General features: G+C 54.3%; 11 protein-coding genes and 5 pseudogenes. 6 read left to right on the top strand and 10 right to left on the bottom strand.

Annotation, left to right across the window (positions count from 1 at the left end):
• Nucleotides 1-1,034 precede the first annotated feature (1,034 nt).
• Together V6M90_RS30160 and V6M90_RS30165 are read left to right on the top strand one after the other, a co-directional pair.
• Nucleotides 1,035-1,964, top strand: a pseudogene (locus tag V6M90_RS30160) (methyl-accepting chemotaxis protein); the annotation flags it as partial.
• The gene (locus tag V6M90_RS30165; RefSeq protein WP_408637305.1) at nucleotides 1,956-2,819 is read left to right on the top strand and encodes a methyl-accepting chemotaxis protein; all 864 of its coding nucleotides are present in this window, start codon (nucleotides 1,956-1,958) and stop codon (nucleotides 2,817-2,819) included. The pseudogene V6M90_RS30160 and the gene V6M90_RS30165, both read left to right, overlap by 9 nt.
• 992 nt (nucleotides 2,820-3,811) lie before the next feature.
• Here V6M90_RS30165 and V6M90_RS11985 read toward each other — a convergent pair.
• Nucleotides 3,812-4,184, bottom strand: a pseudogene (locus V6M90_RS11985) (transposase); the annotation flags it as partial.
• Between the two features lie 919 nt (nucleotides 4,185-5,103).
• Between V6M90_RS11985 and V6M90_RS11990 the strand changes: the two are divergent.
• The 3 genes from V6M90_RS11990 to V6M90_RS12000 all read left to right on the top strand — a co-directional run bounded on the left by V6M90_RS11990 (nucleotide 5,104) and on the right by V6M90_RS12000 (nucleotide 12,732).
• Nucleotides 5,104-6,054 carry a helix-turn-helix transcriptional regulator gene (locus tag V6M90_RS11990; protein WP_332846520.1) on the top strand — a complete coding sequence of 317 codons (951 nt, stop codon included), beginning with the start codon at nucleotides 5,104-5,106 and terminating at the stop codon, nucleotides 6,052-6,054.
• 840 nt (nucleotides 6,055-6,894) lie between these two features.
• The gene (locus V6M90_RS11995) at nucleotides 6,895-8,031 is read left to right on the top strand and encodes a GGDEF domain-containing protein (protein ID WP_332846521.1); all 1,137 of its coding nucleotides are present in this window, start codon (nucleotides 6,895-6,897) and stop codon (nucleotides 8,029-8,031) included.
• Between the two features lie 1,686 nt (nucleotides 8,032-9,717).
• Nucleotides 9,718-12,732 (top strand): autotransporter domain-containing protein, encoded by a 3,015-nt coding sequence (locus V6M90_RS12000; RefSeq protein ID WP_332846522.1) that lies wholly within the window; start codon nucleotides 9,718-9,720, stop codon nucleotides 12,730-12,732.
• 442 nt (nucleotides 12,733-13,174) lie between these two features.
• Here V6M90_RS12000 and V6M90_RS12005 read toward each other — a convergent pair.
• From V6M90_RS12005 to istA, 3 genes and pseudogenes are all read right to left on the bottom strand, one after another.
• Nucleotides 13,175-13,465: pseudogene (locus V6M90_RS12005) on the bottom strand (IS66 family transposase); the annotation flags it as partial.
• Nucleotides 13,466-13,633: 168 nt separating this feature from the next.
• A pseudogene (istB, locus tag V6M90_RS12010) lies at nucleotides 13,634-14,436 on the bottom strand (IS21-like element ISPsy20 family helper ATPase IstB).
• Nucleotides 14,429-15,928 carry an IS21 family transposase gene (gene istA / locus V6M90_RS12015; protein ID WP_332846627.1) on the bottom strand — a complete coding sequence of 500 codons (1,500 nt, stop codon included), beginning with the start codon at nucleotides 15,926-15,928 and terminating at the stop codon, nucleotides 14,429-14,431. Before istA ends, istB begins: the two are co-directional and overlap by 8 nt.
• Nucleotides 15,929-16,046: 118 nt before the next feature.
• Between istA and V6M90_RS12020 the strand changes: the two are divergent.
• A pseudogene (locus V6M90_RS12020) lies at nucleotides 16,047-16,351 on the top strand (hypothetical protein).
• Nucleotides 16,352-16,542: 191 nt separating this feature from the next.
• On the opposite strand, the gene V6M90_RS12025 reads toward V6M90_RS12020, so the two are convergent.
• The 6 genes from V6M90_RS12025 to V6M90_RS12050 all read right to left on the bottom strand — a co-directional run bounded on the left by V6M90_RS12025 (nucleotide 16,543) and on the right by V6M90_RS12050 (nucleotide 22,101).
• Nucleotides 16,543-16,923, bottom strand: coding sequence for a LysR substrate-binding domain-containing protein (locus tag V6M90_RS12025; protein ID WP_256558260.1), 381 nt, complete (start codon nucleotides 16,921-16,923; stop codon nucleotides 16,543-16,545).
• A 1-nt stretch (nucleotide 16,924) separates the two neighbouring features.
• The gene (locus V6M90_RS12030) at nucleotides 16,925-17,164 is read right to left on the bottom strand and encodes a helix-turn-helix domain-containing protein (RefSeq protein ID WP_332846523.1); all 240 of its coding nucleotides are present in this window, start codon (nucleotides 17,162-17,164) and stop codon (nucleotides 16,925-16,927) included.
• A 69-nt stretch (nucleotides 17,165-17,233) separates the two neighbouring features.
• Nucleotides 17,234-17,791, bottom strand: coding sequence for a TetR/AcrR family transcriptional regulator (locus V6M90_RS12035; protein ID WP_332846524.1), 558 nt, complete (start codon nucleotides 17,789-17,791; stop codon nucleotides 17,234-17,236).
• A complete protein-coding gene (locus V6M90_RS12040; protein WP_332846525.1) occupies nucleotides 17,778-18,629 on the bottom strand; it encodes a 3-hydroxyacyl-CoA dehydrogenase NAD-binding domain-containing protein in 852 nt (283 codons plus the stop codon). Before V6M90_RS12040 ends, V6M90_RS12035 begins: the two co-directional genes overlap by 14 nt.
• Nucleotides 18,626-21,022, bottom strand: coding sequence for an efflux RND transporter permease subunit (locus tag V6M90_RS12045; protein WP_332846526.1), 2,397 nt, complete (start codon nucleotides 21,020-21,022; stop codon nucleotides 18,626-18,628). Before V6M90_RS12045 ends, V6M90_RS12040 begins: the two co-directional genes overlap by 4 nt.
• The gene (locus V6M90_RS12050) at nucleotides 21,019-22,101 is read right to left on the bottom strand and encodes a WD40/YVTN/BNR-like repeat-containing protein (protein ID WP_332846527.1); all 1,083 of its coding nucleotides are present in this window, start codon (nucleotides 22,099-22,101) and stop codon (nucleotides 21,019-21,021) included. The genes V6M90_RS12045 and V6M90_RS12050 overlap by 4 nt, the downstream gene beginning before the upstream one ends.
• Between the last annotated feature and the right edge of the window lie 28 nt (nucleotides 22,102-22,129).

Consider the following 22,129-nt stretch of genomic DNA (forward strand, 5'->3'; position numbering starts at 1 on the left):
GAAAAAACATGTAATGACCGATACCGAGAGGACAGGTTCCGCTCGCCCTCTGGCGTTTGCAAGGGCCACAGTTCGAACCTGCCAGTACTCGGGCATTTGTCGCTAGAGAGGTAAGTATGGCCTGCCTGTCGGGCTTCACGGCGAAAGAGGCGATCATGACGGGCAAGCAGGTAAAGGTGCTGAGCGATTTTAGCCAGCATCTTTGATTCGAGTATTCAGTGAGCGAGTGCTGGCGACGCCTAGGCTATTAGCCTGGGCCTGCCTGGCATTTACTAGATTGCTCTGCATTCTGCTTTAAGTTTACGGACCATGGCGCTGAAATTTGGCGGCAGAAGCGCTCTCGCTAATCAGCATGGATCTCAGGTCCGTGCATTTTCTGGCTGATATCGTCGAGCAGTGGGTTGTGCCCCCGGACCAGCGCCTCGGCCTGGGATCTTCGCAGCACGCTGCGCGGTTCAGGGCAGGAAGAATGTATTAGTGATGCTTCTTTCACCGACGGCGTTGCCATGGTTGCGCAGAACCAAGATGTGTTTGTCACCCGGACTTCGGGATCATCTGCTTCTTCTCGTCATCGACGAGGTGATGCTTTCGAATGCGTCACACCCGACCCGGCCGGCCAAACTCCATAACCACGAACGCGATCCACCAGGGCCATGACGAAGTCCATGTGTGTTCCACCAGCTAAATTGCCATGCGTTGGGTGCGCAAGCGACTGAGCAGAATATTTAGCGCTTATTTCTCTTTCAGCCGCAGGTCTGCGGCTTCTCGGCCCCACCGCTCAAGACCTGCGAAATACACTTCAGTTTCCCGCCGGGGCGCCGACATAGATTTAGACACCTTAGCTGGTTTCAAATAACAACACCTTCCAGCGAATAGACACTACTTTCTAGGAGCATGCGATGAATAGCTGGTTCGGTAATATCAGCGTCAACCTCAAACTTGGTCTTGGCTTCGGCCTGGTACTGGCCCTTACCTCGACTTTGGCCTTTATCGGCTGGGCTAGCCTCGTAGGCCTGATTGATCGCAGCAACCGGATGAGCGATATCACCCAGCTCAATGCCTCGCTGACTAAACTGCGCGTCGTGCGCTTGCAGTACATGCTGACCAATGGCGACGACGCCGTGGCGCAGAACGTACAGGCCAGCCTAGACGCCTTCGCCTACCAGCAGCAGAAACTGCTAGATAGCTTTGAGAGCCCGGAAAACCGCAAGCTGCTCACCCAGCAGAAAGCGCTCATTACGGCCTATCAGCAGTCGTTGAACAAAATGCGCGAGGCCTACCTTAACGGTGACGCCTCACGCCAAGAGATGGTTGACAAAGCCGAGATCGCCAATACCCAGATCAATGCCCTGGACGCCAGCGTGCAGCAGATGGCCGACAGCCCGGAGCGCTTCGCGCAGTTCCAGGCGGTGAACCGCGCCAAAGAAGAATTCCTGATGGCCCGCTATGAAGTGCGCGGCTACATCACCAATGTAAACGCCGACACCGAAGCCCGGGCGGCCACCCAGATTGAAGAAGCCATCAGCGGCTTAAAGGGCCTCGGCGCCGTGTTTGGCGATAGCCAGCAAAGCGCCCTGAGCTCCTTGGAAACCGCCCTTGGCGCCTATCGCAGCGCCGTACAGAACTACAAGGCCGCCAACGCCAACATCGTGGCTGCCCGTGCCGAAATGACCACCCAAGGCGCCGACATTGTCACAATCAGTGACAAGCTGTACGACATCCAGCTGGATCGTCGCGACGCCGAAAGTGCCCAAGCCCGTAGCCTGCAATTGATCAGCACCTTGCTCGCACTGTTGGTCGGCATCATTGCTGCCTGGGTGATTACCCGGCAGATCACCCGACCGATCCAGGACACCCTGGCCGTGGTGGAGCGCATTGCCTCCGGCGACCTGAGCCACAATATCCAGGTCACCCGTCGCGATGAACTCGGCGTATTGCAACAAGGCATTCAGCGCATGGGCACGACCCTGCGTGAATTGATCAGCGGTATTCGCGACGGCGTGACCCAGATCGCCAGCGCCGCCGAAGAGTTGTCGGCCGTCACCGAGCAGACTAGCGCCGGTGTGAACAGCCAGAAAATCGAGACCGATCAGGTCGCCACGGCGATGCACGAAATGACCGCCACCGTGCAGGAAGTCGCACGCAACGCCGAGCAAGCCTCTCTGGCCGCCGCTGACGCTGACGGCCAAGCCCGCGCAGGCGACAAAGTGGTAGCCGAGGCCATCGCCCAGATCGAACGCCTGGCCGCCGAAGTGGCGCGTTCCACCGACGCCATGGCGCACCTGCAACAAGAGAGCAACAAGATCGGCAGCGTGATGGACGTGATCAAGGCGGTGGCCGAACAGACCAACTTGCTGGCCCTCAACGCAGCGATTGAAGCGGCACGTGCCGGTGAAGCTGGTCGCGGCTTTGCCGTGGTCGCCGACGAAGTGCGTGGCCTGGCCCAACGCACGCAGAAATCCACCGAGGAAATCGAAGGCCTGGTCGCCGGTTTGCAGAACGGCACCCAGCAAGTTTCCAACGTAATGAACAACAGCCGCAGCCTCACCGACAGTAGTGTCGAACTGACGCGCAAGGCCGGTGTGTCACTGGAAAAAATCACCCGCACGGTGTCGAACATCCAGTCGATGAACCAACAGATCGCCGCTGCCGCCGAACAACAAAGCGCCGTAGCCGAAGAGATTAGCCGCAGCATTGTTAATGTGCGCGATGTGTCCGAACAGACCGCCGCGGCGAGTAACGAGACGGCTAAGTCGAGTGTGGAACTGGCGCGATTGGGCAGCAAGTTGCAGCAGATGGTCAGTCATTTCCGGGTGTAAGAACCAAAGGTGATTACTGTGTCGAGCGAGTAAACTTAGGCATACTTGGCCCTTTGTGAATTGAGGGCTGCCATAAGTGTTGTGTGCGGGCATAACATTGCTTAAGAGATGCGTATATGCCGATCAAGAAAAAACCGGTCCGTGAGGCCACGCGAGACTTTCCATCCCTAACAGACCGTTGAAAAACTCAGCCCTAACTGCCCCAACCCGCCAAGCTTGTGGTTCGTGAATTGCACGATTAGGTCGCTCAGCAGTGGGTTACCTATCGTTCCAGGCAGCGTTTGCTGCAGTCGCAATTGCGCGAGCCTGCGCAGGCCCGCACCGTGTTGCAGGAATTGTGCGGCGCCTTGAGTCAGCCGCAGCGTCAGATGCGCTCTGATCACCAGGCCTCGTCTGACCATGGACAGGCGTTCTCTGCGCCAGGCTTTTGGCCGACTCTGTCGCCGAGTTCTCGCTGCGCTGCATCATCGTTTTTGAACAGGTACAATCACCTGGCTGATGAGACTTGGAGCCCGGAAACCGAATTGTGGATTCTGCAGATCATTGGCGAGGCTCTCTGGTCAAGGCGGTACGCTATTCCCGTGCACGGCATGTGCGGATCCAGTTGCGGCAAAATCACGACGGTGATGCCTCCTTTCGATGGAGGATGACGGCATCGCACTGAGCCCGACGTCAGGGCAGAAAAACCATTTCGACCTGGCGATTATCCACGAGCGCGCCGCGAGCATTGAGGCAATCCTCCCGCACTGGGTGCATACACCGTCGCCTTCGCCTCCACCAAGACCTGCCACAGGGGAAGTTCGATGGATTGCACGACCTTATTAATGATCAATGATCACCCGTTATTTCGCAAAGAACTGGCACACCTGTTAGCCGCCTGCGACGACTTCGAAGTAGTGGGTCAGGCCGCAAGTGGCGGCGATGGCATCAACCTAGCTGTGAGCCTGCTTCGCGGCAGGTTTTGCTTATCCGCACATTCCCGGCTTGAGCGGGTAGTCGTTGATGACCTGAAAAATCCCGCCAGCTAAATCATGTTTTTCCAACAGACACCGGAAGTTGAGAATGGTGGTTTCATCAGGTATCCGTTCCAGATTCAAGCCCGCGAACCAGCACAGGATCGTTGTTTCGTACAACGCTTTTTCCATCGCCGGATCGCTGTAGCCGAACCAGTTCTGCATCAGATGAATGCGCAGCAGAGCCATCAATGGATAGGCAGGACGGCCCCCTTCACCTTTTGGGTAATTAGGCTCAATCAGATTGATCAACCCCTTCCACGACCTGATCCATCTCGATCAGAAAACGCTCTTTACGGGTTTGCTTGCGTTTGCCAGTGTACGCGGCGTCGGCGAAGGTTGTCTGCTTCATCAGGCGTCTCGGCGGTTGAGATCAGACATTCTGCCAAACTTGGAGGGCCTCTTCAGAGTTTCTCTTAGACGGGGTTTTGCTCTAATTTTTACAAAGCGAACACTACAGTCGCAGCCGTAATAACTGTCAAGCGGGCGGGCACCCAGCGCATTGTCTACGTAGGTCCCAGGGAGTAGAATACGCCATTCGCTATGATGTGATGTGATGTGATGTGATGTGATGTGATGTGATGTGATGTGATGTGTAATAGTGAAGGGGTAACGGGTGACATTATCTATATGGCGTGGCCTGCGTACTGGGAACGCCCGATAAGGCAACCCTAAAAATTTTCGCCCCCCCTAAAAGGGACGAAGCTAACATCAACCTATGCACATTAGAAATATTGTAAGTGTCAATATTATAGCTTTAACTAATATTAACACAGTGAGCCTATCGATCTTCTCATACGACAAAAATATTTTTAAGACGGATTATAAATATGTTAAGCAAAGTCAAGATTTCCGTGCAGTGTCCATCTAGCTGACAAATAAGGCCGCGTAGAGAATCGATTCCCACAGCAGTACTGCAAGCTTCGCGCAGTGTCCCTGTTGCAGTGGTGGGAGACTGCATCGGACGCAGTCACGAGGATTCCGGGCGTTTGTCTGTAATGTCAGATAAATTGAGCCAGCTCGTCGGAAAGTTCAAGTCCTAATGACTAAGGCATACACAGATGTCGAACCATAGCTGCCTCTTGCGGTTTAATTGTTCTCACGACAAGAGCACCCGATACCGAAAAGGATTTGAAGGGTGCTCGACATCAAACGTGAAATCTTTTTTAGTTAATGAAAAAAAATTGTCTCGATAATCTCCAATCTGAACCAACTGAGTGGTTAGGGGTGTCTAAACTGCAATTCGCATGTATTAACTGAAGGTGGAAGTTATGGGACGCTACTTTTTCGCCAACCCAAGAATGAACCACATAGACGATGCTGCGGCGCATTTTGGCCAACATGACGATCGCATCGCACTGATCCCCCTAGGGAAGGCTTTCAACATATCTAAACGCTTCTGTATGCTAGGGAGTTCGTTCGTAAGCCTTACACTGAGTGAATCGGGTTGGGGATATGAAATGTCAAGCTCGGTGGATGGCTTTCTGCTAATTGCGCCACAAAGAGGACAGATCGAGTGGAAAGCGACGTCGGGAACGCAACGCCTCCGACCTGGCGAAGCAGCACTGGTTGACCACAAACAGGTTTCGAGCGCTACTCACTCTCAAGAAATATCATACACAACAGTCTATATATCAGGATTTGATATGTATTCGTACATGACGATGATATTAGGCAAACCACTGGTTGAAAGAGTGGCATTCACAGATTCATCCATTGAGGCTAGGCACACAAGCCTAATAAGCGCTTACATTCAGCTGATTTTTAATTTGGCAGAGCACACAACCCTCGACTTATCGAAAGTTCTGAGCAGCCTGAAAGAAAGTTTGATCGGATATATTATCCACAATATACCCAACAACTATAGCGCAGCGCTATTCAATGACACCCCAGAATCGGTACCAACTCCCTATTCTATAATAAAAGCAATACAGTTCATGCGTGACAGCAATGACCCACACCTGACCGTGGGAGAAGTCGCAATTCATGCTGGGATGAGCGTTAGATCGCTACAATCTGGTTTCAAACGATATAAAGAGACTACACCTATACTTTTCTTAAGGGAAATAAGGCTTCAGAAAGCATTTGACTTGCTGGCCGCCGGGACTAATTGCTCTGTTAAAGAAATAGCTTTTGGCTGCGGCTTTACAAACTATCAGATTTTTTGCAGATACTACTTAAAAAAATTCGGTATCCACCCAAGCTATTATAATAAAAAGTAGCTTATAACGATCTCATTTATATAAGCTATTCTCCACCGTATCCCTGAGCTTTATTGGTGCAAGCCTGGCTAAGGACAACCACTCAAGCTCAGCTATGCTTCATAATCCTAAACAAGTCCAAGCTCACTATCAGTTGGGCTTGGGCATTTTCCAGCTCGGGATAATCCTGGTAGCTATCCGGAAACATTCTACGATTTTTGCATAAAGCGGCTTTTCCACTTTCAATGAGTATGTGGATGGATACCACTAATGTTTTCTTCATCTGATCGATAGATGCTAACAATAAAAGCTTGTCCCGGTGTAGTGTGCTCTCCATTAAAGTTCGCCTTATGAAGTTGTCCAGTCCTGTGCAAAAGAAGTATTCACTATTGCACTGGTTACGTCGTCGTGTGCTTTCTCCACCTGCTCCACTGACGTCACGACTTTTGTAACGTGCAAGCACATAGCATCTGAAGGGTACTCATGGCTCTTTTCATACCTGCTATAAGATCTGGATATCAGGGACACTGCACGCTGCTTTTCTATAGGCTCTATTTTTGTAACGCGCAAAGTGCCGTGCGTCTGGATTCATGAACCTGTCACAATATAAAGCAAAGCGTTGGCTTCAATTAAACTTTACACTAAGATTATTCGGTCGTGAGGTCAAATAAATATTATTTGGTGCCCGGTTTGCAGTTCGTTTTATTTTTTTCTTCGTATTTTTTACATATCCGCCCCCTTGTGATCCTGTGAATGGATGATAAAGGGCGAAACGTTTCCACACTGATCGTTTTTTTATTGACGATACTAGACCATATGATGCTATTGTGCCACCATCACTTGGTAAGAGCCGTGACTATAATGCCTATCACCACTAAATACTCCGTTCCAGAGACATCTCTTATCGCTTGGTTTACTCGTGATAGTGAAGGGTTAGATGCCACTACTCGACTGAGACTTTTAGCAGGCCCATTCACGTCCGGCCAAGCACTGTTAGTCGCCGGGTGCAACACGATGTTGATCTGTGCCGTAGCGCTCTACCTGCATCCAAATAGAATATTCCTCGCCTGGCTCTGTGTGGATGCCTTGGTCTGGATATTGCGGGTATTGCTCTTTCGTCGCTGCAACAGCTCAGCAAAAGCGCCCCTAAAATACGCGACTGACCTCTCGATACTGCTGGGCCTGGCGTGGGCGGCGGAAATAGGTTTGGGTACAGCAGCCTGCATCCTTAGCGGGGATGGGGTACTTCAGATTTTAGCTTGCACTTCGGCGGTTAGCATGAACGGAGCGATAGCCATGAGAAACCAAGGCATCCCCCGCTACGCGTTCGTTCAGATTCTGTTGACCGATGTGCCGCTGAAAATCGCGACTTTATTTCAACCTGAACCAATGCTGAGAATATTAATAATCCAAGCACCATTTTATTTGACGGGCATGTGGTGCCTGCTTAGCTCTCTCAATTCGAGCTTAATCAAGGCATACGAGGCCGAGGTGTCTAGCTCGCATTCAGCCAATCACGATTCGCTAACAGGCCTTCTTAATCGGTCAGGACTCTTAATGACACTCGACGGTCTGTTGAGGTCGCCTCGGGAGCATCATCACCCCATTTCATTGCTGTATCTGGATCTCGACGGTTTCAAAGCAGTTAACGACCGGCACGGCCATGCCGCAGGCGATGAAGCGCTGATTATGTTTGCTAAACTGTTACGTGGTACCGTCAGAGCCAGCGATTTCACCGCTAGACTAGGCGGAGATGAGTTTGTGGTGGTTTTGCAGGGGCCGGAGAGTGACGCCTCACCGACGGCAAATCGAATAATTCAATTATTTCAAGAATGTTGTGCCAGCAACGCTTTACTACAAGGCTTGGGCGTTAGCGTAGGCATAGCCTTCGGCGCATCGAATGGCCTATATACGCCGCAGTCCCTGATCAGTAGAGCCGACGCTGCGTTATACAAAGCCAAATCGGCTGGCAAGGGCTGTTTTCGGTACGCGTTCTAATTGCCCCAAGGCTGGACTTCACCGAAGGCCTTAGATCAATACAAGGATCCCTATGAGCTACCGGTTAGTGTTCATAAAGTCACCGATTACAACCTGAGGCAACATTGCGGCGATCGTTCGAAATGCCCAGCATGGGAACGATATCTATCGCGCTCAAAAATTAGTTCTAACAAAGCTGCGGCTCCCTGGCTCGCGGGTGCCGGTTGATCTAACTGGACTGACATCCAAATCTACCGAGTGAGGAGTTTGACGATATTTTCGAACTCAGTATCCACCTCGCTGAGGCTTGCCTCCCAGAAGGCGACCAGGGTTTTCTGCGCAAGCGCGTGAGTTTCCAAGCCATGTTGCGAAAGCTACGGTGCCACTATTCGCCGGTCAACCAGATCATGTCGACATAATACGTAACCACCTGCATGAAGCGTGTCGATGATCGTAGATATCCTAAAGGGCTTAACGTTCAAATACCGGCCACAGCCCGATGCAGTTGACGCCACACCACTGGCCAGCACATCAAGAACCCGGTATTCAAGGCTTGTTAGCCCGTACTTGGCAGCGTTGACTATCCAATCAACAGTCGTCTTGTAAAACATTTCGATAACTATGGGTGAATCGACAACATGCCCCACCATTGGATACTTCCACGTATCTAGCTACGAGTCGGAAAACAACCAAAGCGACATCCGGTCCGCTCACTTTCATCAACATTGAGCGCTTGATTTTTTGCAAGTTTTTCCGGTTTTTCATCAGCAATGACTGTAAGTACTAATATCAGCGGCTGATAGCCTCTATTCACAGCGGGAATAGTCAACGACTCAGCGTTACACACTGCCCATACGACGGATACTAGAGCTGCTAAAATAGGTGCTAAAAGTGTATCTTGGGAGATAATCTTCTCTCGATGCGCTGTCACAATACGTTGCCCCGAGTGCATCACCGCGCATTGATCTAGCGCCCTGTTACAGTTATTTATATATCCAGTTGCAATATTGCTTTGTTATCGCCCAATTGGCGATGTATGCGTATTAGCAGCGCAAACTAACCATTAGCCGCCCTCTAAAATTTGTCCCAAGCGTACTCGATGATTTCAACCGCAGCGTAACAATCATGCTAAGTGACGCTAATCCAAGACAATTGAAGTTAAACGAATATGTTAACATGTGTTTTTCCCTGTCGCTTCACGCTCAGCGCTAGGACCAGGTCTGTTACTGCTGTTGAGGCTGATCGAGTCGGTATGCTCATTTCGCGGCCCTGAACCCGTGTCCCAGACCATGGCGCCGCAAGGAATTAGCGCGACGCTTGACCGTGCTCCAGCTCAATTCTTGGCACTCTTCTGCAACAGTTTGCTATACGTCCGCATAAAACCATTGTAAGCATGCAGATCCTTGCGCTTATTTTTCGTATCTTCGTATTTTTATACTAGACCGACCTCTTTCCTGATCCGGGAGATTAGTAATGTGAATAGAGGCCAAATATTTAGTTTGCATATCACATAACCTTCACATTTCATCTGTACTTTTCAGAACGCTACCGTATGGGGATGGACCTGCAGTAGGAAGCTTCGTTCAATAAGTTTGAAGCTCGAATCTTAGCCATTCTGTTTCCAAATATGAACGGTATGGCTTGGCCTCTCAAAAACACTAGATTTGGGATTCGCAGTTCTGGAGTCACCAAACTCAGGAGAAACACGTGTCTAGTTTAAAATCTTCGATGTCAGTGATTGTCAGCTCCGTGTTGTTTTCTTCAGTGGCGATAACACAGGTCCGGGCGGAGACGGGTCCGCCACCACTTACCGGCGCGCAGCTTGAGGGAGTAAGCCGGCTGAGCGGAATTGACTCCCTCCCATTGCAGACTTACCAGCAAAGTCTTCAGGTCGCTATAGCTTTTAATAACGGCGCTAGCGCCGCGCGTGTAGATCAGGCAGTCTTTGACGCAAGTAACTATGTCTACGGAGGTTTCGGGAAAACAATCGACGACAAATTACTAGCGGTTTTTGATAAGCAGTCTTCCCCCACGCCGTTGCATAACTCACTTAAATTCCTCGATTTTTATGCTAATCAGAGGGTGGGGCCTGACAGTTCAAGGCTGAAACTCTACTTCGGCATGTTGACTGATCCCAATCCGGACCCAACGGGGAATGTCTACAGCGATACGGCGCGCACCGGTTATACCCTTGTAGATCAAGCCTTCGCCTCTAATTCGCAAGGCAATCCGCGCCCATTTCAGGTTAGCGATCAAATTCGTCTCGATCCGCGCTACGGCTTGGTTTCGTCGCAGAATTCTGCCGCCTTCCCGAGCGGCCATACAACTGCTGGCACGGCGTTGATGCTCACTCTTGCAATGGAGGTTCCGCAACTCTATCAGTCAATACTTGCCAGAGGTGCTGACATAGGTAACAGCCGACTGGTTCTAGGTGTTCACTATGCGCTAGATGTGATTGGCGGAAGGATCTTAGCCACCCAAGAGACAGTAAAGTACCTGAACAATACCCCTGGTTACACTAACCCAGGTGAGGATTTCGTGCAGGAATTGGCGTCTATTGCTGTTCCTATCCAGCAATTTCTTGCTTCGGAATGCGGCGGTCTATCTTACAAGACTATACAAAGTTGCGCGCAATCGAGCCCCGACGCGTTCACCAATTATAAAAATAACGAGGCGGCCTACACATTCGCACTGACATACGGCATGTCTCCGGTGGGACCTACGGATCTTGCCCCGGTTGTCCCCGTTGGTGCAGAGGCTCTGCTTGCAACCCGGTTCCCGTATCTCTCTGCCCAACAACGTCGAGATGTTCTGGCAAGCACAGAGATCGCCTCAGGCTATGCACTTGATGATGGTTCAGGGTATGCACGATTGAATCTCTTTGCTGCGGCTGGTGGTTATGGAGCCTTCGTGAATGACGTGACGGTCAATATGGATGCGGCGCGGGGGGGGTTAAATGCTGCTGACTCTTGGATGAATGACATTTCGGGTACAGGTGGCCTAACAAAGACGGGGACAGGGGAACTCACTTTAAACGGCAACAGCACCTACCAAGGCGCAACAGTGATCAATGGAGGCGTATTAGAAGTCAACGGATCGATCACATCAGAAGCATTTGTGAACTCCGGGGGCACCTTGGCAGGGTCCGGTGCAGTTGGCGAGGTTACGATCAATAACGGCGGCAATCTGGCCCCTGGCCGATTAGAAAGCATTGGCACCTTGAGTCTTAATGGACCGTTGACGTTTGCTAACGGGTCGACGCTCACCATACGAGGCACTCCCAACATCAACGATTCGATCGTCTCATCAGCGCCTGTAAGCATTCAAGGAGGGGTGGTCCAAGTTAAAGCTGGGACAGGTTATTATCTTCCCGCCAGTAGCTACACCATCGTGACTGCGTCCGGAGTAACGGGTACGTTCAGCGGCGCTGCGACCGACCTAGCACTTCTGGCACCTTCGCTCAGTTACGACTCCGATCACGTTTACCTCGGCTTTGACAGGAATACAGTTGCACTGTCGTCTTTGGCGTCAAATGACAATCAAAGGGCAATTGGTGATGCTCTCGATAAGTCCGCCTCTGGCCCCCTGAACGAGACCGGTACCAAGCTTTTGAATAGTGTTTACCAGCTTACAGCTCCTCAGGTTAAGGGTGCACTCCAGACCCTTTCTGCGCCAGGTATCGGGTACACCCAGACGGAAAACCTTGATCGCGGACGCATTGCAAGCTCGGTCGTAGGCGGGCAGATGAGCGACTGGTTGGGCGTGAACAGCGCATCGGTCAGTGTTAGCCAAGCAAAAGAATCAACTCCTAGCCCGGTTCATACTTTAAAATCTATCAGTGGCAAGTTAGATCGCTTTGATTTCATTCCAACGTCTCGTAGCTGGGGCACATTCTCAGGTGGTCGAACCTCGCGAAATTCTGATCCCTCTAATAGCTTTCCTGGGGGTAATAGCAGTTATTCCGGCTTCTTTATTGGCTTCGATAACCAGCTTTCGGACGATACGCTATTGGGCGTCGCTGTAGGTACAACAAGAGGCAACTTCAGCGCATCAAATGACGGACTTTCTGGCAAAGATGATGGGTACCATGCTCTCGTATACTCAGCGCTTACATTCAATCAAAACTACCTTCAACTCAGCCAGGCCTACAGCCATTTCAACAACCAAACGCTCCGTACAACGGCCAGCTTCGGCGGCCTCCAATCAGAGAGATTAACTGGCTCATTTGACTCTGATGAATGGCGCACGCGGATTGAGGCCGGTCACCGCGCCCGCTTCGGAGGGCTTAATCTGGCTCCTTTCGTTTCCTTGGAAGCGGCGAGCTACCGTTCCAATGAATATGCAGAGCGCGGCACAAGTGGTCAAAGCACAGCCGGGCTAGCGGTAAATGGCAACCGGATAACGTCTCTGCCGGTGTCGCTGGGAGTGCACGCTGCGGGTACGTTTGCAATCGCTGACGAGTGGACGCTGGGTCATAGTGCAACAGTCGCAGTGGTTCGTGAGCTTTCGAATGACCGCAGTATTAGGGCGAGATTCGATGCGTTGCCTGATACCTCATTTGAACTTGATGGTCCGCGAGCGGCTGACACAACAGTACAGCTTGCACCCCGGCTTGTACTCTCATCAGAAGCAGGGCTTTCATTCGCACTAGAAGGGCAGGCTGCCCGTTCTCGCGACTCCACGAGCTTGGCAGGTAACTTTTCCGTTAAGTATGCGTGGTAAACCAATCTTACGAGTTTGATCTATGCCCGGTAAAATGCGCCCCGGAAGTGCGTACCGCCTGCGCCTTAAATGCAGCGAGGTCTTTGAACAAGGCTTCTTCCAGGATAATGGTTACTACGGCAATGATAAGCGCACTATTATTGGCCATGTTGATGTCACAGGTCGCTATTTGCGCCCGTACATCAACGGCGACAGGGCAAAGCAGTGCGTACAAGCTGGTGGGTCGGATAGTTGGGTTGAAACTACACTGTCTGGACGGGCGATACTTCGACCTCGTAGGGGTTTCGTCCGCTCAATTCAATACCGATTCACTCGGCTAGTGATATACGGGTTGCGGTGCAAATAAGGAAATCAGGCATTAATTGTTAAATTCATCTTAGCTCTTCAAACGCGTTCGGAATTTTCCCGCTGGTTATGGCGCAATATCCGGTCTTCAACGTACATGCTCGCCGCACTGGATGACCCAGCGGGCCAGGGTCTGGCGCGGGATGTCGACGCCGTGACGGCTCAGGACTTTTTCAAAGCGGTGAAGCGGCAAACCATCCACGTACTTGGTGGTCAGCAGCATGGCTAGCACGCTAGGGCTGGCCATGCTTTTTTAGATCAGTTGGGCCGGTTTGTCTGCTGCTACGGGAGCTATTTCGCAGTCGCGGCAGCGGTATACCTTGCGCACGTGCTTGATGACGCGGATCTGCATCGGCACGATTTCAAGCTGCTGCCTGACCTCCTCGCTGTTGGCGCTGATTGAAAACTGACCCACCCTGCCGAATGAAAATTGACCCAGGACGGATTGCTGATTTCTGTCCCAGCAATTGTGGATAAGCTTAGCAGCAGTGTTCCGATTCAAGACGCATCAAGCCCCACCGCATTTATGCATGCAGCAGGGCATTTATGGTGCTGATCAAAATGGCTCATCTTCCCCGATATCATCTCCGTCCTTGCGCTTTCGTTCGCGTGATTTGATCTTTGTCTGGGCGGCCAAGGTGCTGTGTCGAAGGCGGTAAGACTCGTTGCCTGTTTCAACGATATGGCAATGGTGTGCAGCCGATCCAGCAGAGCCGTAGTCATTTTGGCGTCGCCAAACACACTCGACCATTCCGAGAAGCTCAGGTTGGTGGTGATAACCACGCTGGTGTGTTCGTACAGTTTGGACAGCAGATGAAATAACAGGGCACCGCCGCTTTGACTGAAGGGCAAATACCCCAGCTCATCCAGTATCACCAGGTCTGTTCGTAGCAGTCCCTGGGCAATTCGGCCTGCCTTACCATCGTACTTTTCACGCTCCAGCAGATTGACCAGATCCACCGTGGAAAAGAAGCGCACGCGTTTGTTGTGGGACGTGATTCCGGATACAGCCAAGGCACTGGCCAGGTGTGTTTTCCCGGTTCCGGGGCCTCCGATTAACACGACATTTTGCGCGGTTTCAGTGAACGCTAAGCTGGATAGATCGCTGACCAGCCGGGTATCAGCGCTGGAAGCGCTGAAGTCAAAGCCAGCTAAGTCACGGTGCATGGGGAGTTTTGCCATGTTCATCTGATGATTCACCGAACGCACCGCGCGATCCGCATGTTTTTGCTGAAGCAGATGTTCCAGCAGCCATTTCGATGAAGCCGTCGACGCTGTTCCTTGAGATACCAGTTCTTCCCAAGCACTGGCCATGCCGTGCAGGCGCAGTTCTTTGAGTTCAGTCATCAGGTCACGCATTGCGATTCTCCTCATCGGTCGTACGGAGCCGGTCGTAGCGCGCCGTATTGGCAACAGGCGCGACCTTGAGTTGCAGGCTGGTTTCTACACAGGGAGGTGGTGCGGTGGAGGTCAGGCGGGCAAGGACATTGAGGATGTGATCGGCGCTCAGACTTCCCGATTCAAGTACCAGTTCCACCGCCACCAGCACAGGTTCGAGACCCGCAATTGGCACAGCAGCCAGTACCTGCATCATGATTCGATCACCGTTGGTGTGACGCCTCAGTCCTCGTTTGAGAAGCCGTAACGGTTTTGGCAGATCAGCAAATGGCGCGCCATTGCGCAGTGCACCAGGCTTGCGTTCGATGAGTGGGATGTAGTACTGCCAGTCAAAACTGACCTGATCTCGATCAAAAAGGCGCTCATGGCTGGCGATCACCGTTTCGTCGGCAATGACCACGATCCGCGAAGGGTACAAACGGCTGCTGACCCACTGACCAACACGCTCGCAAGGCACCGAATAACGATTGCGCGCCACGCTGATCAGGCAGGTGCTAGAGACACGGACGGTGCGTTCCACGTAGCCATCAAAGGCCGTCGGCATCGGCATCATTTCAGCCTGCTCCAGCTCCAGGACTTCTGCCACCGTCAAACCGTTGTACTGCGGATGTACAAGTTCGGCCCAGAGCGTACGACAGCGTTGGCCGAGCCAGACGTTCAGCTCCTCGAAGGTATGGAACATGTAGTTTTGAGCATCGAGCCAGATTCGTCTCCGGCTGTCCTGCACGTTCTTTTCGACGATGCCTTTCTCCCAGCCAGAGGCCACGTTGCAGAAGTCCGGATCGAACAGATAGTGCGCGCACATCACGGAAAACCGGGCGTTAACCGTGCGGCCTTTGCCTTTGTTGACCTTGTCGACAGCCATTTTCATGTTGTCGTAGATGCCGCGACGTGGCACGCCACCCAACGCTCCAAACGAACGGGTATGGGCATCAAACAGCATCTCGTGGCCTTGGCTGGGGTACGCAACCAACCAGAATGCGCGACCGGCGCACAGCTTCATGTGGGAGACGTGGATACGTCGAAACAGGCCACCGATCAGCAGACTCTCTTCGCTCCAGTCAAATTGAAACGCCTCGCCGAGCGCAAAAGTCAGCGGTACAAAAGCGCGTAAAGACTTGCCTTGCTCACCTCGCCAAGAGCGTACAAACGCCGTGAGCTGGCTGTAGCCGCCGTCGTAACCCTCGGCCTTGATCTGCTCGAAAAGCGCTTTGGCGCTCCTGCGGTTGTGTTTTGGCCGGAACGAATCGGCCTTGAGCGCCTGTTCCAGCGTCTCGTGGAAAGGGCTGAGTTTGTTGAAGGTTGCGCACCGTTGGTACGCCGGCTGAGTGGCTTCGGGCGCTCTGACCCATTTTCGGATGGTGTTTCTAGAAAGCCCGGTACGCTTGGCTATCTGATGCAGCGAGAGCTTGTCGCGGAAGTACATCCGCCGGATTTTCCCCAACATTTCCATGCTGATCACCCTGTGTTCTCCTGCTCAAAAAGTGAGCAGAAGCAGTTGAACACCTGCGTCAGTTTTCAGTCGGCAGAACAGCCTCTACTGGGTCAGTTTTCGGTCAGCGGCAACAGAAATGCGGCGGGCGCTGTTCGGTGAGCCTGAGCTCCCTGCTTTAGTAATCCACACACACGTGCAACACACAGCACCCGAAATCGTGATCGCGAAGCCGACAAAGGCAGTGAAGAAAAATAAATTATCAAAAACTTTTACTCCCAGATTGAAAGTCACACTGAGGGTGGGGAATGAATTCGAAGGCAATATGCACGAGATCGTACATGAAGCCGATACGCTCAGCTCCCTAGTTGCAGAGTAAGAAGCTACAAAAATCGCCAAAAAAAATTCAGGTTTGTGGAAGTTATTTCGGTTAAGTCGATGTAAGCGGGCAAGCTAGGTTCCAAGCGTATTTCACTGCAGCGCCACATCGTTCGTTCGGCCCTGGCTCGCCATCCAGCCAGCGTAAGTAAAGATGGGAGCTGGGCTACCTCTCCCAATTGCAGGTTGTCGAGTCCGAAATCTTTCAATAACCAAGCTTTCATTGCGAATTGCACTAGAAGCTGGTTTTTTCGCATTCATTCATGGGTCAATGGGGTGTGCATCGAACTTTCCAGGTGCGGGCCGACGAACTCATGGGCCAGAATTTCCTCGAAGCGCATGGACTTGCGCATCGCCAACGCATGTCCTGTGGACACCACCAGGGTCAATTCGTCCTGGCGATAAGGCAAGGTTTCCAGGCCTTGCGCGGCGGTCTGCGCGGCAATGATGCCCAGGTCGGCACGCCCATCGGCAACCGCGCGAATCACCGCAGACCCCACCCGCTCTTCAATATCGAATTTAATCTGCGGGTACGGCGAGACGAAATGGGCAACGTCGTTCGGCAGGAACTGCGACAGCGCCGAGGTGATGGCATGGCCGCGGATATGGCCCTTGACCCCGGCTGAATAATCTGCCAATTCATGGTCGAGCTGCTAGAACGCCTGCTTGACCTGGCGCGCATAAACAGCATTGACTGACCGAGTCAAGTCCCCCCCGCGCATTGCGCGTCAGCAACGGCGCACCCACTTGTGCCTCCGACTCGGAGATGCGCTTGCTGATGGCCGACACCGCCAGGTGCTTGAGCCGCGCAGCCCGCGTCAGGTTGCGCTCTTCGGCCACAGTGATAAATAGGTCAAGGCTGGTGATGTCGTATAGCACCCGTCGGCTCCAGTGACGTAATAGTGATACTAGAGCTTATTATTACACTGGCAGGGCCGGCCGCAGCGGTTAACCGCTCGGCCCGGCCAATATCCGCTCCAGCGCCGCCACCAACGCCACCTCCATCATCCGGGCCGTGGCGTCGTCCTCCAGCCGCTGCCCGGAAAACCAGGCATGCACAATGTTCAGCAGTGGCGCGACAGGGCGGGCTCCATCGCGCCTTCCGCCCAGCAACCCCATTAACCGTGCCTCGTACTGGGTGTGCAATTGCTGCACGCTGTACTGCTGCTCGGTGGCCAGGCAGCCACTGTCGCGCAAGGCAATGCAAAAGTGCCTGGGCATCTGCTGATGCAGCCTTACGTGCACACGGATAACCTCGCAGATGCTGCCCTCAACGCGAATGGGCAGCGGCGCCAACGCCGCCAGCAGTTCTTCATAGAACTCTTCGAGGATATCCAGCAGCAGATGCCGCTTACTCGGATAATGGTGGTACAACGACCCCGGCGACATGCCCAGGCAGGCAGCCAATTCACGCATGCCGACCTGGGCGAAGCTTTTGCGGGCAAACAGCTCGACTGCTTTGTCGCGATTGCTGGCAAAGCGTTCGCAGTGCTCAGTCGTAGCCATGAAAACCACGCCCGGTCTTGCGGCCCAAATCCCCCGCTGCCACCAATTCTTTCAGCAATGTGGCGGGGCGGTATTTGCTGTCGTTGAAGCCGTCGTAAAGGGATTGAAGAATCGCCAGCACCGTGTCGAGGCCGATCAGATCGGCCAGGGCCAGCGGCCCCAACGGCTGGTTGCTGCCAAGCACCATGGCGGCGTCGATATCCTTGGCGCTGGCGATACCTTCCTGATAGACCATGATCGCTTCGTTGATCATGGGCACGAGGATACGGTTGACCACAAACCCTGGGCGGTTGGCGCTGCTGATGCAGACTTTGTTCAATTGCGCCGCCAACGTCAGCACCCGTGCATACGTGGCGTCGGCGGTGCGCAGACCGCGAACCACTTCAACCAATTGCATCACCGGTACCGGGTTGAAAAAGTGCACCCCGATAAATCGCTCAGGGTTCGGCAGCGGCGTGGCCAGTTCGGTGATCGACAGGGACGAGGTGTTTGACGCAATCACACAGTGCGCGCTCACTTCACCGGCCACCCGGCTCAGCACCTCGCGCTTGAGCGCCAGGCGCTCAGTGGCTGCTTCAATCGCCATGTCCACGCCCTGCAGACACGTGTAGTCAGTACTCATCTGCACTCGGCAAAGAACTTGGAGCTTTTGCGCCTGATCCAGCATCCCTTTAGCCACTTGCCGCTCGAGGTGTTTGTCGAGGGTTGCGGCGGCCTTTTCCAGCATCTGCGGGGAGATATCCAGCAACCGGACCGACAACCCGGCACTGGCACACACGTAGGCAATCCCGCTGCCCATGGTGCCAGCGCCCACTACGCCAACCGTTGTACTATTCATGGTGTGGTCAACTCCGGCTTGAGCAAAAAGTGCGCGAGGGCCGGTACCAGCACCAGGGCGCCGACCATATTCCAGATGAACATGAAGCCCAGCAGGATGCCCATGTCCGCCTGGAACTTGATCGGCGACAACACCCAGGTCAGTACGGCAACGCCCAGGGTGATACCGGTCATCACCACCACTTTGCCGGTGGACAGCAGTGCCAGGTAGTACGCCTCGGACAAGCTGCAACCGCGACGCAGGTTGGTCAGCGTCACACTGAGGATATACAGCGCATAGTCCACGCCGATGCCCACGCCCAGTGCGATCACCGGCAGGGTCGCGACCTTGACGCCGATATTGAGCCCCACCATCAGGGCTTCGCACAGCACCGAGGTGAGCATCAGCGGCAGCACCGTGCACACCACGGCGCGCCAGGACCTGAAGGTGATGAAGCACAACACGATGACCGCCGCGTAGACCATAAACAGCATCTGTACATTGGAGCGTTTCACCACGATATTGGTGGCCGCTTCGATACCGGCATTACCGGCAGCGTTGAGGAACTGCAGCTGCTCGGTGTTATGGCTGGCGGCAAACTGTTCAACGGTCTGCACCACACGGGTGAGGGTGTCGGCCTTGTGGTCGGTAAGGTAGACATACACGGTCAGCAAGTCGCAGTTCTGGTTGAACAGTTCGCGCGGCGCGCGGGTGATGATAGCGTTCAACAGCCCCTGATTCCGTGGGATCTCATACCAGGTCATGCTGCCTTCGTTCATGCCAGCAGCCGCCTGTTTGCTCAGCGCCGCCAGCGACGTGGTGGAGACCACCCCCGGCAATTGCTGCAACTGGGCTTCCAGCGCGTCGACTGCCACCAGGGTTTCGTACTTGGCGCAGAAGTACTGCGGGGTTTTCACCATCACCACGTACTTGTCGCTGCTGGCAGAAAAGTTGCTGACCATGAAACGGTTGTCGTTGTTGTAACGCGAATCGGCCCGCAGCTCCGGTGCGCCAGGGTTGAGGTCACCGATCTTCACCTGCAGGCTCACGGCAAAGCCTGCCACCCCCAGCAGCAGCGCCACAATCAGTGCACCGCGCGCCCATTTACGCTCGGTAAAACGGTCGAGCAAAGCCCAGAACGGGTGGCGCCCATAGGGACCGTCCAGTTGCGCCAACTGATCGTTGGCTGCCTCACGCTGCGCGGCAGCGCGGCTCACACCGGTGTAAGAGAGCAGAATCGGCAGCAGAATCAGGTTGGTGAAAATCAACGTCAACACGCCCAGCGTCGCCGCGATGGCCAGGTCCTGGATGACCGGGATCTTGATGATCATCAACACGGCGAACCCGACAGCGTCCGCCACCAGTGCCATCAGGCCCGTCAGGAACAGCCGGCGAAAGGTGTAGCGCGCAGCCACGAGCTTGTGCGCACCGCGCCCGATGTCCTGCATGATCCCGTTCATCTTCTGCGCGCCGTGGCTCAGGCCAATGGCGAATACCAGGAACGGCACCAGGATCGAGTAAGGGTCAAGGTCAAAGCCCAGGGTAGGCAACAGCCCCAGCAACCAGACCACCGCGATAAGCGAACACAACAACACCAGCAAGGTGCTGCGCACGCAGCGCGTATACCAAAACAGCACGATGGCGCAGATCACCAATGTCGCGGCGAAGAACAGCTGCATCTGGCGCATGCCATCGAGCAGGTCGCCTACGACCTTGGCAAACCCGGTGATGTGGATCTGGATGCCTTCGTTTTCGTACTTGGCGCGGATCTGTTCGAGCTGGCCGGACAGCGCGTTGTAATCCAGCGGCTTGCCGTCGTCCGTGGTGGTGTCCTGCAACGGCAGCAGCACAATGCTGGACTTGAAGTTGGACGCCACCAGCTTGCCCACTTCGCCGGAACGCTCAACGTTCTGGCGCACCTGTTCCAGGCTGGCGGCCGAGCCATCGTAGTTGTCCGGGACCACCGGGCCACCGTCGAAGCCCTCTTCGGTCACGCCGATCCAGCGGGTGGCCGGGGTCCACAAGGACTTCATGTAGGAGCGGTCGACGCCGGGCAGCAAAAATACCTCGTCGTTGATCTTTTTCAGGGTATCGAGGTACGCCGCATCGAAAATACTGCCGCGACTGGCCTCTACGGCAATGCGCAGGGTGTTGCCGCCCTCCCCCAACTGGCTGCGATGCTGAAGGTAGTTCTGCACATACGGGTGGTCGGTGGGGATCATTTTTTCGAAGGCGGCATTGAGTTTCAGGCTCAACGCCTGGTACCCCAGCACCAGGCTGAGCAACACGCAGATCCCCAGGATGATGCTGCGATGGTTGAACAGCAGGCGCTCGACCAGGGTGCCGGAAGCGGGGTCGAACGGGCTGGCATCCAACTGGGTGTCGGGCTCTGCAGAACGGGTAAAACTGTTCATTGATCGTGCTCCAACACGTCCACCGCAATCGCCGACGACAGCATGCCGCGTGCACTGCTAAGGATCAGGCTGCCGTCAGCGGCTTGCGCCATGCCAGTGAAGTAACTTGACTGAGGTACGTTAAGGGCTAAGGCCTGGCTGGCGTCGCCGGTGAAGTGCAAGACACGGCCCGACTCATCGGCCAGCAGCACCGAGCCATCGTCCAGGCCCAGGCCACTGGTCAAGGTGACCGGTTGCAAGGTATCGAGACGCTGCCAGCTGTCGCCGCCGTCCCGGGACTCGAACGCTTTACCACGCAGGCCGAAGACGATGAGCGTGCCGTTTTTCGTGGCCTGCAGCCCGAACGTGGTGCCCTCGTAGGGCGACGCCAGCGCCTGGAAGCTCTGCCCCTGGTCACGCGAGCGCAACAGCGTGCCCTGCTCGCCCGCAATGAACAGGTCCGCGCCGGATTGCGCGATGGCGTACAGGTGCAGCTCTGAAGGGTTGTCGATGGCGGTGCGCAGCGGCTGCCATGTCTGCCCGCCGTCACGGGTCATAAACGCCAGGCCATAGGCACCAACCACCCAGCCGGTGTTTGCATCGAGGAACAGCACGTCGAGCAACGGTTTGTCGGGGCCCTCGTCCACTAGTTGCTGAGCTTGGGCGATCTGCTCTGCGCCCTGGCCACGCTGGGCCGCTTGCAATTCGAGCTGGGCGGCCTGGACCCCATCCAACTGGCGCGTCCAGGTCAGGCCGGCGTCCAGGGTGTGCAAGACGGTGCCGGCATGCCCGACCGCCCAGCCTTCCACGTCGTCGATGAAACGCACTTTGACCAGCGTCACGCCGACCGGTGATTGCAGCTGTTGCCAGCTTTTACCATCGTCATCCGAGGCAATAATGAATCCACGCTCGCCCACCGCCACCAGGCGTTTGCCGGCCCTGGCCACACTCAACATGACCGATTGGGCGGCAAGGGCGCTGGTGATCGCCGGTTGCATGGGCATTTCATCAGTTGCCTGCGCAAAGCTGCTCATTAGTAGCGTCACGAGTGACGCCATGAGTGCATGGCAGGCGATGGACCACGGTGTGAATGTACGCATTGTCGAGCCTCGATGAAGCGGTCCCAGG

The sequence above is a fragment of the Pseudomonas lactucae genome, from assembly GCF_036688725.1.
Taxonomy (GTDB): domain Bacteria; phylum Pseudomonadota; class Gammaproteobacteria; order Pseudomonadales; family Pseudomonadaceae; genus Aquipseudomonas; species Aquipseudomonas lactucae.